Genomic DNA, 14,557 nt, shown 5'->3' on the forward strand with positions numbered 1-14,557 from the left:
TGGCGGCAAATCGGGGAGGGCGAGGCCGGCATATGGCAGGCCCGGCTCGCGACGGAGCCTTACAGTCCACGGCTATTTGCCTTCATAGACAGGCAGCGCGGCTTGCGATCGGCCCAGTTCATGGGGAGCGCAAGATCATCGCCTCTGTTTGTCTGCGATCGCATCCTCGCCAAGGTTGTCCTGTTTCCTCGTAGCGCTCAGCAGAGCTTTGAGTTCCTCAAGTTCGGCTCGTAGTGTCGCGTTTTCGCCGAGTACGGCGGCAAGCATATCGTGTGCGGCGTTTCGTTGGCCGGAAATCGTCTCGATGATCGTTCTCGTTCTCAGATCCATCACTCGTTACCTGTATCGTCCGAAATAAGGCCCAACGCGTCCAACGCCGCGAGCAATTTCTTAAGTGTCGCGCCGTACTCGATTTTTCCTGATATCGACGGTTTTGGTTGCGGGGAGGCTCCGAAGAAGCCGACACCTTCAACGCCCACGCTCAGCCCGATCGTGCCGTCACCCACAACTTGCAGCGCGCGCGCATCGGCTGCATAAACGACGCGACTGCGCCCAATGCTGGCGGCATGCCAGCGGTGCATTGGATGAATGGTCTCGTCCACGCTCCCGTCGAAATAGACGCCGTCGCCGCGCTTCAATACAAGCGCCGCACCCTCAAAGCCAGGGTATTCGAAGTATGCCTGCGTTAAGTCGATCCCGACTCGCGAGTGGCCGTACGCAGTGTAGAACACATTCCATGGTTTGGTGCCGTCAACCGATTTGGCAACATAGCCCATCCAGACCGCGTGATTTGCACCTGTGTCATTGGTTCGCACGCCACGCGTTACATGGCCGACATAACCGACATCATGCCCCTCGTCGAAGCCGAGGACCTCATATGGCTCCAAGAATACGCCATCTGCCCTCGCATGAACCTGACCATGGATGATATGACCTGACGCATTGGCCAGGAAATCGGTAGATCCTGGCATCCGGCCCGACACGTTAATATACGCGCTATAGGCGGCGGCATCGCCTTGTCCAAATTGATCCAGCTTGACGTGATGGGCCGCCGCCACGGTTCGTCCCAGCCCATAATCGGGATAGTCGTTATATCCGCTCTTGTTGAGCAAATAGGTGAAGTGCGGATAGGCTTCAGGCGTATAGAGCCGATCCCATTCCATATCACCGAAGCTCTTCCATGATGGCGTTCCGAGCGTGTCTTTGCCCGAGATGATATGTTCCGTGGCGAACTGTATGTGTGACACGTCGCCGTCGAACGCCGTGTAAATAGTTGTCTGATCGCCTGTCTGAGGGCGATCAGAAACTTGGGAATAGAAGGGCGCTGTCTTTCCTGTTGTCGTCTTAATCTGCCCGAGGCCAAGAAGCCGAGACCTCAGCTCGTCCACGGGCTTGTCGAAGTGAAATATGCCGGGTGGAATGAAGAGGATGTGATCTGCGGGCAAGGTCGCATGCGTGCCCGACCGCACCTCCGTATTGGCGCGTCCAAACGACCCGAACTCGACAATATTGTCTAGCCAGGAGGTGGTGTTGCCCCCGTCTGACGCCGCCGGTTCTGCAAGCGCCGATGCAACCGGGGCGGCCGTGCCCAGAGCAAGGAGGCCCCATATGTCCCGTCTATTCAGCATCGGTGAATCCATAAGAGAATCAGGCCACGTCTCCGGGCCGCCTGGTCGAACGCTAATCGACGGTTAGGTCCTCAACCAAGTTTAATTCAACCAGAGCGCCTATCACCGCGCCAAGCAGTCGGCCAGTGTCGGACCTGCTTCCCGATATCTTGGGCTGCGACGCCGGCGGAGCTCCAAACAGGCCAAGATTTCCAGTGAGAGCCAAACCGTCCTGGCTGAGGCTAAGCGTCGATTGATCACCGTTTCTGATCGTAATCGACTTATCTGCTGAATCGTAGCCTATCCAAATATCGCCAGGATCCTCGCATTTCCAGCGGCTTTCCGCAGGAATGTTCATATCGAGATGGCCATCGAAATAGATCCGTTGGCCGCTGGAAAGGACCATCGCAGCGCCCTCGAAGCCCTCGGACTCAAAATACGCCTGAGTAAAATCAATGCCGATCTTCGAAGAGCCATAGGCTGTATAAAAGACGTCCCAAGGCTTGTCGCCACCAACCGATTTCGCAACGTAGCCAATCCAGTTGGCGTACTTCTCTCCGGTATTGTTTGTGCGCCGTCCGAGCAGCAGATGCCCTACGGATCCCACATCAAAGCCCGAGTCCGTGTAGGCGGATTCAACAGGCAGAAGGAATACGCCATCGGCCTGCGCTCTGATCTCGGAGACAAAACCCATGCCCCAGGCATTGTTGATCACATGCTCGGAGTCCGGGTTTTGGCCGGAGACCCGGCTGCGGGCAACGTAGGCGGCGGAATCGCCGCGGCCGAGATGCACAACATCCGTAAGATGTGCGGTCGCCATTGTGGCGCCGCGCATATCAGTCCTGCCACCGAGATCTCGACTGCCACTCTCATTGTGAAGAAAAGTGACCGTCGCGTAGGCTTCCGGAGTGTAAACGCGAAGGACGTCGGGAGAGCTGTCGGATGCATGACCAAGTGTGTCAGCCCCTTTGATCACATGACCGACAGCGAAATTCACGCGCGATATATCGCCTTCGAATGCGGATCCGATCGTCTTGCCATCAACAGATTGCGGGCGTTCATCAATCATCGAGTAGTATGGTGGCGTTACGCCATCCGTCGCTCGAATCTGGCCCAAGCCATGAAGGCGTGACCGGATAAATTCCATGGGCTTGTCAAACAGGAACTCGCCATATGGAACATAGACAGGGGACGGTTGGCCAAGATTTGAGAGCACATCTACTGTGTCCTCTCCATCTCCCTGAGTTGCTGTATTCAGATTGGCGACAAGGACGGGGTCGACAATCAGAGGTTCGGCTGCTGCAACTGTCGAAAATAGATAGTTTTCGGAGACGGCGGCGATTGAGCCCAGTGCCAGCGCGTCAAGTATCTGGCGCCTATTCTTCAGTATCTGCGAGCCGAGCATAATAGAGGATCCAAACTACACGGTAAGGAGAAGCAGGAGTTGACAACAGCAGGCGCCGCCCAGGATGGCACGCGATCGACCATCAAGGATTGCGCTCCCGGACTTGAATAGCAAGCTAGACTGCGTGCGTGTGCTTCATTGTGTGCGGTTTCGCGCTCAGCGTGCCCGTCGACGTCGGCGCTGGCTATCCGGTATTGATTGGGCTTGGTGCGGGGCGATACGGGGGGCAGCTGTTTGGTCCCCGGACTTTGATCGTGCACTCTCGTTGCAGGAATTGAGCGATGCACTATGGGCCAGGTTCCACACGGGGGGGCACAACGACAGCGGCGGTCCATCAAGCGATACCGCATAGCCAAGAGAGCCTGAACGCCGCAGCAATTGGCAGGTCAGCACTCTGGAAATCGCCGGCCATGATGCAGCCGAGGTCAGGCGCGAGCAGATCGACATCTGAAGGCTGTTGCGCGGCTAAACCCTGATCGCCTCGCCCACGACCGAAACGCGTCGGCCTTCCAGGCGGAGCGCGATTTCGCCGCGTTTCAGGCGGAGCGCGTGCTCGCCGAAGAGTTCGCGACGCCAGCCATGGAGCGGGGGGACGTCGGCATTGTCGTCGCCGGCGATCGCTTCCAGCTCGTCGACTGTCGCGATCACGCGCGCGGCGACGCCGTGCTCCTCGCTCGTCATCTTGAGCAGGACCTTCAGCAGGTCGACGGCCGCGCCATTGCCGTCCGCGGCCGGGCGGGACTTGGGCAGGCGGGGGAGCTTTTCCTTCGGCAGCTCGGTCGCGCGCTTGACGGCGGCGAGGATCTCCTCGGCCGTGCGCGAGCGTTCGAAGCCCTTGGGAATCGTGCGCAGGCGTCCGAGCGCGTCCGGCGTCGTCGGATGCTGTTCGGCGATCTCGTAGATCGCGTCATCCTTGAGCACGCGGCCGCGCGGCACGTCGCGGCCCTGCGCCTCGCGCTCGCGCCATGCGGCGACTTCCATCAGCACTGCGAGCTGCAGCGGCTTCTTGATCCGCATCTTCAGCCGCTTCCAGGCGTGCTCGGGCTCGACCTGGTAGGTATCGATCGAGGTCAGGATGTCCATCTCCTCGCGCACCCATTCCGAGCGGTGCTGCCGCTCGAGCTTGGTCTTCAGCGCGAGATAGACGTCGCGCAGATGGGTCACATCGGCGATGGCATAGTCGATCTGGTGTTCCGTCAGCGGGCGACGGCTCCAGTCGGTGAAGCGCGAGGATTTGTCGATCGGATGACCGGTGATCCGGCCGACCAGCTGGTCGTAGCTGATCGATTCGCCGAAGCCGCAGACCATGGCCGCGACCTGCGTATCAAAGATCGGATGGGGGAGAATGCCGCCCAGATGCCAGACGATCTCGATGTCCTGGCGCGCGGCGTGGAAGACCTTCATGACCTTCTCATCCGCCATCAGCGCGAAGAAGGGCGCGAGATCGAGCCCGGGCGCCTCGGCATCAATGATGACGGCTTCCACGGTACTGGCGATCTGAATGATGCAGAGCTTCGGCCAATAGGTCGTCTCGCGCATGAATTCGGTGTCTACGGTGACGAATTCAAACTGGGCGAAACGTTCACAAGCAGCGGCGAGGTCGGCAGTCGTAGTAATTATGTCGGTCATGGAAACTTCTAATAGCGCAGCCAGACCAGCTTGTCGCGGGGGGAAAAAGAAAGCCCAGGCTCCGGTGACGAGGAGGCAGGAGATACCTCGCTTCATCAGCTACGGGCCTGGGCGATCCGAATTCCGCGCCAACGTCGGCGGCTTTCCGGAAAAGCCGCCAACAGACCGGGCCGGAGTACATCCGTCCTGACCCGATCATGAGGGAAGCGGCGCGTTACCGCGCGCATTCCCGTTTCTGCTGGCTGGGATAGACGATAAATGGTGTGGGCGGACGCCATTGCAAGGGCTGGACGGCGCAAAAGCGCGGCTTGCTTGACAAAGGCTGACCCCCATGCGTTTTTCCGCGCGCGTATGCGACAATCGCAGCAGCGCCATGCCTTTTCGAAGACCCAAGTTCCGGATCCAGCACCATGCACCGCTACCGCTCCCACACCTGCGGCGAACTTCGCGAGACCCATGCGGGCGAGACCGTCCGTCTCTCCGGCTGGGTCCATCGCGTGCGCGATCATGGCGGCGTGCTGTTCATCGATCTGCGCGATCATTACGGGCTGACCCAGGTGGTCGCCGATCCGGATTCGCCGGCCTTCAAGGTGGCCGAGACGGTCCGCGCCGAATGGTGCATCAAGATCGACGGCTTCGTGAAGAAGCGCACGCCCGAGACGGTGAACCCCAACCTGCCGACCGGCGCGGTCGAACTGTTCGCGACCGAGATCGAGGTGCTGAGCGCGGCCAAGGAGCTGCCGCTGCCGGTCTTCGGCGAGCCCGACTATCCGGAGGATATCCGCCTCAAATATCGCTTCCTGGATCTGCGCCGCGAGAGCCTGCACGCCAACATCGTCAAGCGCACCAAGATCATCGCCGCCATGCGCCGCCGCATGGAGATGATCGGCTTCACCGAATATACGACGCCGATCCTGACGGCCTCCTCGCCGGAGGGCGCGCGCGATTTCCTCGTGCCCTCGCGCATCCATCCCGGCAAGTTCTATGCGCTCCCGCAGGCGCCGCAGCAGTTCAAGCAGCTGCTGATGATGGCGGGCTTCGACCGCTATTTCCAGATCGCGCCCTGCTTCCGCGACGAGGACCCGCGCGCCGATCGCCTGCCGGGCGAATTCTACCAGCTCGATCTCGAAATGAGCTTCGTCACCCAGGAAGACGTCTGGAACACGATGGAGCCGGTGCTGCGCGGCATTTTCGAGGAGTTCGCCGAGGGCAAACCCGTCACGCAGAACTTCCGCCGCATCCCCTATGATACGGCGATCCGCACCTATGGCTCGGACAAGCCGGACCTGCGCAATCCGATCGAGATGCAGGAGGTCAGCGAACATTTCGCCGGCTCCGGCTTCAAGGTGTTCGCGCGCATGCTGGAGAGCGACCCGAAGGCCCAGGTCTGGGCGATCCCGGCCAGGACCGGCGGCAGCCGCGCCTTCTGCGATCGTATGAACTCGTGGGCGCAGCAGCAGGGCCAGCCGGGCCTTGGCTACATCTTCTGGCGCACCGAAAACGACGCGCTCGAGGGCGCCGGCCCGGTCGCGAAGAACATCGGCCCGGAGCGGACCGAGGCGATCCGCCTGCAGCTCGGCCTGGAGGAGGGCGATGCCGTCTTCTTCGTCGCGGGCGATCCGAAGAAGTTCTACAAATTCGCCGGCGATGCGCGCACGCGCGTCGGCACGGATCTGAACCTCGTCGACACCAACCGCTTCGAACTCTGCTGGATCGTTGATTTCCCGTTCTACGAATGGGACGAGGAGGCGAAGGCGCTCGACTTCGCGCATAATCCCTTCTCTATGCCGCAGGGCGGCATCGACGCGCTCAACAGCCAGGATCCGCTGACGATCAAGGCCTATCAGTATGATGCGGTCTGCAACGGCTTCGAGATCGCCTCGGGCTCGATCCGCAACCAGCTGCCCGAGACGATGATCAAGGCGTTCGAGCTGGTCGGGCGCTCGCGCGAGGATGTCGAGACGAATTTCGGCGGCCTCTACCGTGCCTTCCAGTATGGCGCCCCGCCGCATGGCGGCATGGCGGCCGGCGTCGACCGCATCGTCATGCTGCTCTGCGGCGCGCAGAACCTGCGCGAGATCACGCTGTTCCCGATGAACCAGCAGGCGCAGGATCTGCTGATGGGCGCACCGAGCGAAGCGACGCCGAAACAGCTGCGCGAGCTCAGCATCCGCCTCAATCTGCCGAACTGAGCCGGGAAAGAATTCGAATGGCCTGTGGATGAAACGAGATTCTTCCATTCCGGGCTTCTCAAAGCCGGATAGGCCCACTATATCACCACTGCGCGACGACGAAAGACGCCGCGCTTGCCGCGGGATGGAGCAGCCCGGTAGCTCGTCAGGCTCATAACCTGAAGGTCATAGGTTCAAATCCTATTCCCGCAACCAACGCTCCCATACTTTTACGGCCCTGTTCTTCACTGAACAGGGCCGTAATCGTTTAAGGGCCGCGCCCGGCGCCATCCATATTCATCGTCATTCGAATGATCGTGACGCCTCCGATTCCGGCGCTGATCCTCCTGCAATCGCAGACGTGATCCGCATCTGATTGGGAGCCGTTCCGCTTCGCCGATCAACCTGATTTGACAGGCAGGTAATTACCTGCATATTATGCCTCCACGGATGAGCGAGATCGATGGACGCTGACAAGGTTTTCAAGGCGCTGGGTGATCCGACTCGCAGGAAGCTGCTCGATCTCCTCTGTGAGAGGAACGGCCAGACCTTGGGCGAGCTCTGCGAGAATCTGGACATGGCCCGGCAATCGGCCACGCAGCACATCGAGATCCTGGTGGCGGCGAACCTCGTGAGCACGGTCAGGCGTGGCCGGGAGAAGCTGCATTTCATCAATCCCGTGCCGCTGCACGAGGTCTATGAGCGGTGGGTCAGGAAGTTCGAACGCCAGCGGCTGAGCCTGCTGCACGATCTGAAGCGAGAACTCGAAGGAGAGCAGGAATGACCAGGGAGACGACCAGCTTTGTCTATGTGACCTATATCCTCTCGACGCCGGAGAAGGTGTTCGAGGCGATCACGCGGCCGGAGGTCGCCCGGCGCTATTGGGGACATGAGAATGTCTCGGACTGGAAGCCCGGCTCGAAATGGGAGCATGTGCGCGCCAATGAAGGGCGCAGCGTCGAGCTCGTCGGCAAGGTCATCGAGATATCGCCGCCGAAGCGCCTCGTCATCTCCTGGGCGAATGCCTCGCAGGCCGATGATCCGAACAGCGCCAGCCGGGTGACGTTCGAGATCGAGGACTATGAGGAGATGGTGCGGTTGACCGTCACCCATGACGAACTGGAAGCCGGGAGCGGCATGGCGAACGGCATCAAGCGCGGCTGGCCGGTTGTCCTCTCCAGCATGAAATCGTTCCTGGAAACCGGGCGGGCGATCGACGTCTTCGCCAAGCCCAAGGCGGCTTGATCGCGATGTTGGTCCAGCCTTCCGACGCGGGAGCGAGGCGATGACGGGGCTCTATGCCGGCGGATGCGCCTGTGGTTCGATCCGCTATGAAATCGCGAGCGAACCGATCGCCGGGCTCCATTGCCAATGCCGCCATTGCCAGATGCGCAGTGGCACGGGGCACAGCTCCTATCTGGTCTTCGCCGGGCGGTCCGACATGGCGAGCACGGGCGAGCCGAAGAGCTGGCGGGTCGCGGGCGACAGCGGCAATGAGAAGATCCATGCCTTCTGTCCGGATTGCGGCACACCGGTCCACCTGACCTTCGCCGCCATGCCGGATCTGGTCGCCGTTCACGCGGCGAGCCTCGACGACGCCAGCCGCTTCATGCCGCAATTCGTCACCTACGGCATGCGCGGCCTCGCATGGGATATTCTGGATCCCGCTTTGCCGGTGTTCGAGACGATGCCGCCCGGCTGAAGCCGGACGGCCGGTTGCTTGCCTGTCGCCCGCCTCAGCGCGGAAGCAGGTTTTGCTTGGCGAGGTCGATGACTTCGTCGCCGCGACCACTCATCACCGCGCGGAGCAGCCAGAGGCTGAAGCCTTTCATCTGCGCCGGCTCGATCGTGGGCGGCATGGAGAGCTCGTTCTTCGCCGTGACGACGTCGAGCAGGGCAGGGCCGTCATGGGCGAGAATATCCGCCAGGGCCTTGGGCAGGTCGCCCGGGTCCTCGACACGCAGGGCATGGATGCCCATGGCGCGCGCCATCGCCGCGAAGTCGGGGTTTTCCAGATCGACGCCGGTATCAACGAAGCCGCCGGCCTTCATCTCCATGGCGACGAAGCCGAGCACGCCATTGTTGAGCACGATCACCTTCACCGGCAGCTTGTGCTGGGTCAAGGTGATCAGATCGCCCATCAGCATGGTGAAGCCGCCATCGCCGCTGAGCGAGATCACCTGGCGCTCCGGCTGTGCAGCCTGAATGCCGATCGCCTGCGGCATGGCATTGGCCATGGAGCCGTGCGCCAGCGAGCCGACCAGCCGGCGATGGCCGTTCATCTTCAGATAGCGCGCGGCCCAGATGGTTGGCGTGCCGACATCGAAGGTGAAGGCGGCGTCCTCGTCGGCGGCCTCGCTGACGAGCCGGGTCAGATATTGCGGATGGATCGGCTTGCGTCCCGGCGTTCCCTCGGCCAGATCGTCCAGCCCCTTGCGCGATGCCGCGTAGCGCTGGAGCGCCGTATCGAGGTGGAAGCTGTCCGATTTCGGCTCGATGTTCGGCAGCAGGGCGCGCAAGGTCGCGCCGACATCACCGACGAGACCGAGATCGAGCCGCGCGCGGCGACCGAGATTTTGCGGCCGGATATCGACCTGCGCGATCTTGCAGTCGGTCGGCAGGAACTGCTTGTAGGGAAAATCGGTGCCGAGCATCAGCAGCACATCGCAGGCATGCATCGCCTCATAGCCCGAGGCATAGCCGATGAAGCCGGTCATGCCGACATCATAGGGATTGTCGTATTCGACATGTTCCTTGCCGCCGAGCGCGTGCACGATCGGCGCCTTGAGCGCTTCGGCGAGCTGCATCAGCGGCTCGTGCGCGCCGGCGCAGCCACGACCGCAGAACAAGGTGACGCGTTCGGCGCCGTTGAGCAGTGCGGCCAGCGCATCGAGCGAGGCAGCGTCCGGCACGGCGGTCGGCGCGGATGGCAGGAGGCTCTGCGGCGTCGAGAGGCCGCGATCGGGTGCCGTCTTCAGCGCCACGTCGCCGGGAATGACGATGACCGCGACGCCGCGCTGGCCGACTGCGGCGCGAATGGCGTTTTCGAGCACGAAGGGCATCTGGCTGGGATCGGAGACGAGCTCGCAACAATGGCTGCATTCGCGGAAGAGATCCTGCGGATGCGTTTCCTGGAAATAGCCGCTGCCGATCTCGGACGAGGGAATCTGCGCCGCTATGGCGAGAACCGGGGTGCGGCTGCGATGGGCGTCGTAGAGCCCGTTGATGAGATGGAGATTGCCGGGCCCGCATGAGCCGGCACAGACGGCGAGCGCGCCGGTGATCTGGGATTCGCCCGCTGCGGCGAAGGCCGCGACCTCCTCATGGCGTACATGGATCCAGTCGATCCCGCCCTTCTGGCTCAGCGCGTCGGTCAGCCCGTTCAGGCTGTCGCCGACGACGCCGTAGATGCGTTTCACGCCCGCCTGCTGCAGGGTATCGACCATGAGTGCGGCAACGGTCTGGCTCATGAAAGTTCCTTCGATCAACGATTGGGCTGGGTCGGGACGGCAAGGCAAGGCAAGGGCTTCGACTGTCGCGGCAAGGCGCCAGATCATCTCGCGATCCGAAGGCACGCATCGGCCTGACAGTGGCGCCGCATCGCGTCTGGACGCGGCGTGTTTTCTTGGGAAGGCCGACAGCGACGTCGGCCAGGTCCATGTCGCTTCTGCGAGCGGGGCTCGCTCAGGCGGTGGTGCGGCTCGCCTCGAACAGGAACCAGGTGCGGCGCTCGGCCTCGTCCAGCCAGTTCTCGATCAGGCTGGTGGAAGCATAGTCATTATGCTCCTCGCAGACTGCGTGGGCGGCGCGGAGCAGGCTCGCAAAGGTCCGGTTGTCCTGCGCGAGTTCGGCCAGCATGTCCTCCGGCGTCACATAGGCCGCGTCATTGTCGGGGATGCGCTGTTCGCGGGCGATCTGGCCGATCGAGCGCAGGGTCGTGCCGCCGATCTTGCGGCAACGCTCGGCGACATCGTCGGTGATCGCGAAGATCTGGTCGCCCTGATCGTCGAGCAGCAGGTGATAGTCGCGGAAATGCGGTCCGGACATGTGCCAGTGGAAGTTCTTCGTCTTGAGATAGAGCGCGAAGGCATCGACGAGCACGCCGGTGAGGGCGGCCGAGATGTCCTTGACGGCGTTCTCGCCGAGATCGGAGGGCGTGCGAAGGGGAGCCGTGCGAACGCGCACAGCGTCGGAGCTGGTCATGGTCGTAGTCCTTTTGAAGCGGTTCGGTTCAGTGCGTCGGATCGACGGGGTTGATCCTGTCGACGATCAGGGGGTCCTGCTCGACAAGCGGGAACTGCGGCAGGTCGGGCTCGTCGATCCCGAAGGTTGCCGCCAGTACGTCCCGGGAAAACAAGCCGACAAGGGTTCTGAAGCCGATGTCGCCCGGGTTGGCGCGATCGAAGAAGATCAGAACGTGGAACGTGCCCGTCCCGATATCCTCGATGTGGTGCGGATAGGCGCGGGGGATGAAATAGACGTCGCCCGGGCCGATTTCATAGGTGTCGATGCTGCCATCCGGGTCGAGGATGGTCATGCGTGCGCGGCCTTCCAGCACATAGCCCATCTCGGCCGTCTCGGGGTGCCAATGCGGCTCCCGCATGCCCCGATCCGTGATGCGGACGGAGAACATCGCAATGTCTTCGAGCACCGGCCACAGGGCCGATTTCGTCACATGGGCGCTGCCGGCCGGCGAGGCGATCTGGGCCGGCGTCGCCTCGGCACTGTATTTCAGCGTCGCGACATGGCGTGCCTGCGGCTCGATCTCCGGCGCGGCGCCGAAGGCGAGGATCTCGGGCGCGGCCTTTCCGCTGGCGATGGTGCTGAGGGCCGCAAAGGATGAAGCCGGCGCGTCGAAAGTGTTGCCGAGAACAGAAGGAGTCATCGCGCCGAAGGACGCGCGCAGGCCGAAATCCTCCGGCCGCTCATGGGTGAAGGCGAGGACGAATTCCGCCGTCTCGTCACCGACATTCTGGATCGCGTGCAGGCTGCCGGACGGCGCGAAGAACATTTCGCCCGGGCCGACCAGGAAGCTCTCGCGCCCGGCATGGTTGGTGCCGATCGTGACGAGCGCCTTGCCGCGGACGCAATAGGTCAGCTCGTGGGCATTGGCGTGCCAGTGCGGCTCGCGCAGGCCGCCCCGATCGAGCAGCAGGTGGCGGATCGAAAGGCGCTTCAGGATCGGGAGCGTATCGGCATCGACGTGGCGGACGGTACCCTTCGGACCTTCGAAGCTCGGCGCCTGGCCTGCCAGGCTGACGACGTGCGGTGATGTCTGCCGTGTGCCGCTCATGAGCTTCCGCCGGTTTCTTTCTGTTTCGTTGGGGAGAGGCTATGCGTCGAAGGAACGGGACGCAATCTGATGCATGTTTCGGTCGCGTCATACCTGCGTATAAGTGGCACGATCCGTCTGCACATGGCAGTCCTCGCATACGTCGTTTTCTGCGATACAGGCGGACACATGGTTCTTGGCATCGGGCCCATATGGACGTCGACGCCAAACTTGACTGTCCGGACCCGAAGCACTGGAGCTCGGCTTGGAACTGCATCGCAAGGCCCCGTTTGCGCCGTTGGCCGCCACGGCAATCGCCGCGGCGATCTTTGCCATCGACACGCTGACGTCGTTCGATGTTGCGATCGCCGTGCTCTATGTCTCGGTCGTCATGCTGTCGCTCAGCTTCGCCGACCGGCGCGGCATGCTGCTGATCGCGGCGGGCTGCATGGGGCTGACGCTGGTCAGTTTCGCCATCTCGCATGGCTTCGGTGCGTCGACCGGTGCCTACGCGCGGTGCGCGGTCAGCCTGGCGGCCATCGCCATCACGACATTGCTGGCGCTCCAGGTCCGTGGCGGCATCGCCGTGCTCGGCCGTAGCGAGCAGCGCTATCGCAACATCTTCCTGGCGAGCGGCACCGCCATACTCGAGATGGATTTTTCCGAGCTGGCCGATGCGCTCGATGGGTTGAAGGCGGCCGGCTTCGTCAACATGCAGGGTCTGCGCGAGGCACAGCCGAGCTTCGTCCGACGGGCGCTCGGCCTGATGCGGCTCTCCAATGCGAACGACACCACGCTGAAGCTGTTCGGCGCGGCGAGCGTCGAGGAACTCAGGGCCGCCTTGCCCAGCCTTATCCCGTGCGAGGTGGAGGAAACGATCTGGCTGCTGCTCGAGGCGATCTGGGAGGATCGCACAAGCTTCGAGGCGGAGAGCAGCATGCAGGCGCTGGACGGTCGGCGGCTCAACGTGGTCGTCACCGTTGCCCTGCCCGAGAGCGTGCCGAAGCTCGGCCAGGTGCTGCTCAGCATCATGGATGTGACGGCGCGGCGCGAGGCCGAGGCCGCGCTGCAGGCGACGCAGACCGAACTGGCCCATGTCGCGCGCATCTCGACGCTGGGCGAGCTGATGGCGTCGATCTCGCACGAGGTCAACCAGCCGCTCGCGGCGATCGTGACCAATGGGCAGGCGGGCCTGCGCTGGGTCAGTCGCGATGTTCCCGATATCGCCGAGGTGCGCAGCTCGCTGGAGCGCATGATCGGTGATGCGAAGCGCGCGGGCGAGGTCATCCAGCGCCTTCGTGCCCTTTCGAGCAACAGCGCGCCGCTGCAGACGCCGGTCAGCCTCAACGAGATCATCGAAGAGACCCTGACGCTCGTCCAGCGCGAGATCCTGGCGCACCAGATCATGCTGCGCCTCTCGCTTCTCGAGGACGCGCCGCCCGTCATTGGCGACCGCGTGCAATTGCAGCAGGTTGTCATCAACCTGGTCGTCAACGCCATCCAGGCCATGTCGTCGGTCGACGAGCGCGCACGGACCCTGACGCTGCGCTCGCGCAGCGCCGACGGCATGATCGTGCTGTCGATCGAGGATACGGGGCCGGGCTTTCCCGGAGGCGTGCCGGCGAAGCTGTTCACCCCCTTCTACACCACCAAGGCGAATGGCATGGGCATGGGCCTCTCGATTTGTCGTTCCATCGTCGACGCGCATGGCGGCCGCATTCGCGCCCGCAGCGGCGCCGTCGGTGGAGCAGTCTTTGAAATTGAACTTCCCAGCTATCAAGAGGCGGCATGAGCGCAGAATCCATCCAATCGCCGACCATCTTCGTCGTGGACGACGATCAGTCGCTGCGCGAGGCCCTGAGCAGCCTTTTCCGGTCGGTCGGCATGCGCGTCGAACTGTTTGCGTCAGCGGCCGAGTTTCTCGCCCGCAAGTCGAGCGAGACGGAAAGCTGCCTCGTTCTCGACGTGAGGCTGCCGGGTTCGAGCGGGCTCGATTTCCAGGGCCAGCTCGCCAGGCTCGGCAACAATATTCCGATCGTGTTCATGACCGGCCATGGCGACGTGCCGATGTCTGTCCGCGCGATGAAGGCCGGCGCCACCGACTTCCTGATCAAGCCGTTCCGCGATCAGGACATGCTGGACGCGGTCGCCAATGCGCTGGCGCACGACCGCGAGCGCCGTAAGGCCGAAGGTGAACTTTCCGCGCTGATGGCGCGTTATGAGGGCTTGACGGCGCGCGAGCGGCAGGTGATGGCGCTGGTGACGCGGGGGCTGATGAACAAACAGGTCGCGGGCGAACTCGGCGTCAGCGAGATCACGGTCAAAATTCACCGCGGGCACCTGATGGAGAAAATGGGCGCGCGATCCCTGGCCGAACTCGTCAAAATGTTCCAGGCGCTGGAGCCGAACCTTGATAAGTAGCTTGTCGTAAACCTCTGTATGATTTTCGCATGACACTCGACAGCGTAGATCA

General features: G+C 62.6%; 12 protein-coding genes and 1 tRNA gene. 7 read left to right on the forward strand and 6 right to left on the reverse strand.

Annotated features, from left to right (window positions below; genetic code table 11):
- Positions 1 to 329: 329 nt before the first annotated feature.
- The 3 genes from QO014_RS00970 to rnd form a co-directional block, all read right to left on the reverse strand.
- On the reverse strand, positions 330 to 1,628 hold the full coding sequence (locus QO014_RS00970) for a hypothetical protein (RefSeq protein WP_266346782.1): 1,299 nt from the start codon (positions 1,626 to 1,628) through the stop codon (positions 330 to 332).
- A 52-nt stretch (positions 1,629 to 1,680) separates the two neighbouring features.
- Positions 1,681 to 3,012 carry a hypothetical protein gene (locus tag QO014_RS00975; protein ID WP_266346783.1) on the reverse strand — a complete coding sequence of 444 codons (1,332 nt, stop codon included), beginning with the start codon at positions 3,010 to 3,012 and terminating at the stop codon, positions 1,681 to 1,683.
- A 465-nt stretch (positions 3,013 to 3,477) separates the two neighbouring features.
- Positions 3,478 to 4,641: a ribonuclease D gene (rnd, locus tag QO014_RS00980; RefSeq protein ID WP_266346784.1), complete on the reverse strand. Its 1,164-nt coding sequence runs from the start codon at positions 4,639 to 4,641 to the stop codon at positions 3,478 to 3,480.
- 410 nt (positions 4,642 to 5,051) lie between these two features.
- Here rnd and aspS point away from each other — a divergent pair, with 410 nt between their 5' ends.
- From aspS to QO014_RS01005, 5 genes are all read left to right on the forward strand, one after another.
- Complete coding sequence (aspS, locus tag QO014_RS00985) at positions 5,052 to 6,833, forward strand: aspartate--tRNA ligase (protein WP_266346785.1); 1,782 nt, start codon at positions 5,052 to 5,054, stop codon at positions 6,831 to 6,833.
- A gap of 118 nt (positions 6,834 to 6,951) precedes the next feature.
- A tRNA-Met gene (locus tag QO014_RS00990) sits at positions 6,952 to 7,028 on the forward strand.
- A gap of 247 nt (positions 7,029 to 7,275) precedes the next feature.
- Positions 7,276 to 7,596, forward strand: coding sequence for an ArsR/SmtB family transcription factor (locus QO014_RS00995; protein ID WP_266346786.1), 321 nt, complete (start codon positions 7,276 to 7,278; stop codon positions 7,594 to 7,596).
- Entirely contained in the window at positions 7,593 to 8,057 is a 465-nt protein-coding gene (locus QO014_RS01000) for an SRPBCC family protein (protein WP_266346787.1), read from the forward strand. The genes QO014_RS00995 and QO014_RS01000 overlap by 4 nt, the downstream gene beginning before the upstream one ends.
- Positions 8,058 to 8,097: 40 nt before the next feature.
- Positions 8,098 to 8,514 carry a GFA family protein gene (locus QO014_RS01005; protein ID WP_266346788.1) on the forward strand — a complete coding sequence of 139 codons (417 nt, stop codon included), beginning with the start codon at positions 8,098 to 8,100 and terminating at the stop codon, positions 8,512 to 8,514.
- Positions 8,515 to 8,548: 34 nt separating this feature from the next.
- Here QO014_RS01005 and poxB read toward each other — a convergent pair whose 3' ends face one another.
- The 3 genes from poxB to QO014_RS01020 all read right to left on the reverse strand — a co-directional run bounded on the left by poxB (position 8,549) and on the right by QO014_RS01020 (position 12,105).
- Entirely contained in the window at positions 8,549 to 10,282 is a 1,734-nt protein-coding gene (gene poxB / locus QO014_RS01010) for a ubiquinone-dependent pyruvate dehydrogenase (RefSeq protein WP_266346789.1), read from the reverse strand.
- 214 nt (positions 10,283 to 10,496) lie between these two features.
- A complete protein-coding gene (locus QO014_RS01015) occupies positions 10,497 to 11,015 on the reverse strand; it encodes a Dps family protein (protein WP_266346790.1) in 519 nt (172 codons plus the stop codon).
- A gap of 28 nt (positions 11,016 to 11,043) precedes the next feature.
- The gene (locus tag QO014_RS01020) at positions 11,044 to 12,105 is read right to left on the reverse strand and encodes a cupin domain-containing protein (RefSeq protein ID WP_266346791.1); all 1,062 of its coding nucleotides are present in this window, start codon (positions 12,103 to 12,105) and stop codon (positions 11,044 to 11,046) included.
- 244 nt (positions 12,106 to 12,349) lie between these two features.
- On the opposite strand from QO014_RS01020, the gene QO014_RS01025 reads away from it, so the two are divergent.
- Positions 12,350 to 13,876 carry a sensor histidine kinase gene (locus QO014_RS01025; protein WP_266346792.1) on the forward strand — a complete coding sequence of 509 codons (1,527 nt, stop codon included), beginning with the start codon at positions 12,350 to 12,352 and terminating at the stop codon, positions 13,874 to 13,876.
- Positions 13,873 to 14,505, forward strand: a complete 633-nt coding sequence (locus tag QO014_RS01030; RefSeq protein WP_266346793.1) for a response regulator transcription factor — start codon at positions 13,873 to 13,875, stop codon at positions 14,503 to 14,505. The genes QO014_RS01025 and QO014_RS01030 overlap by 4 nt, the downstream gene beginning before the upstream one ends.
- Positions 14,506 to 14,557: the final 52 nt, after the last annotated feature.

Origin of the sequence: Kaistia dalseonensis (assembly GCF_030814715.1) — a bacterium.
In the GTDB taxonomy this organism is placed as follows: domain Bacteria; phylum Pseudomonadota; class Alphaproteobacteria; order Rhizobiales; family Kaistiaceae; genus Kaistia; species Kaistia dalseonensis.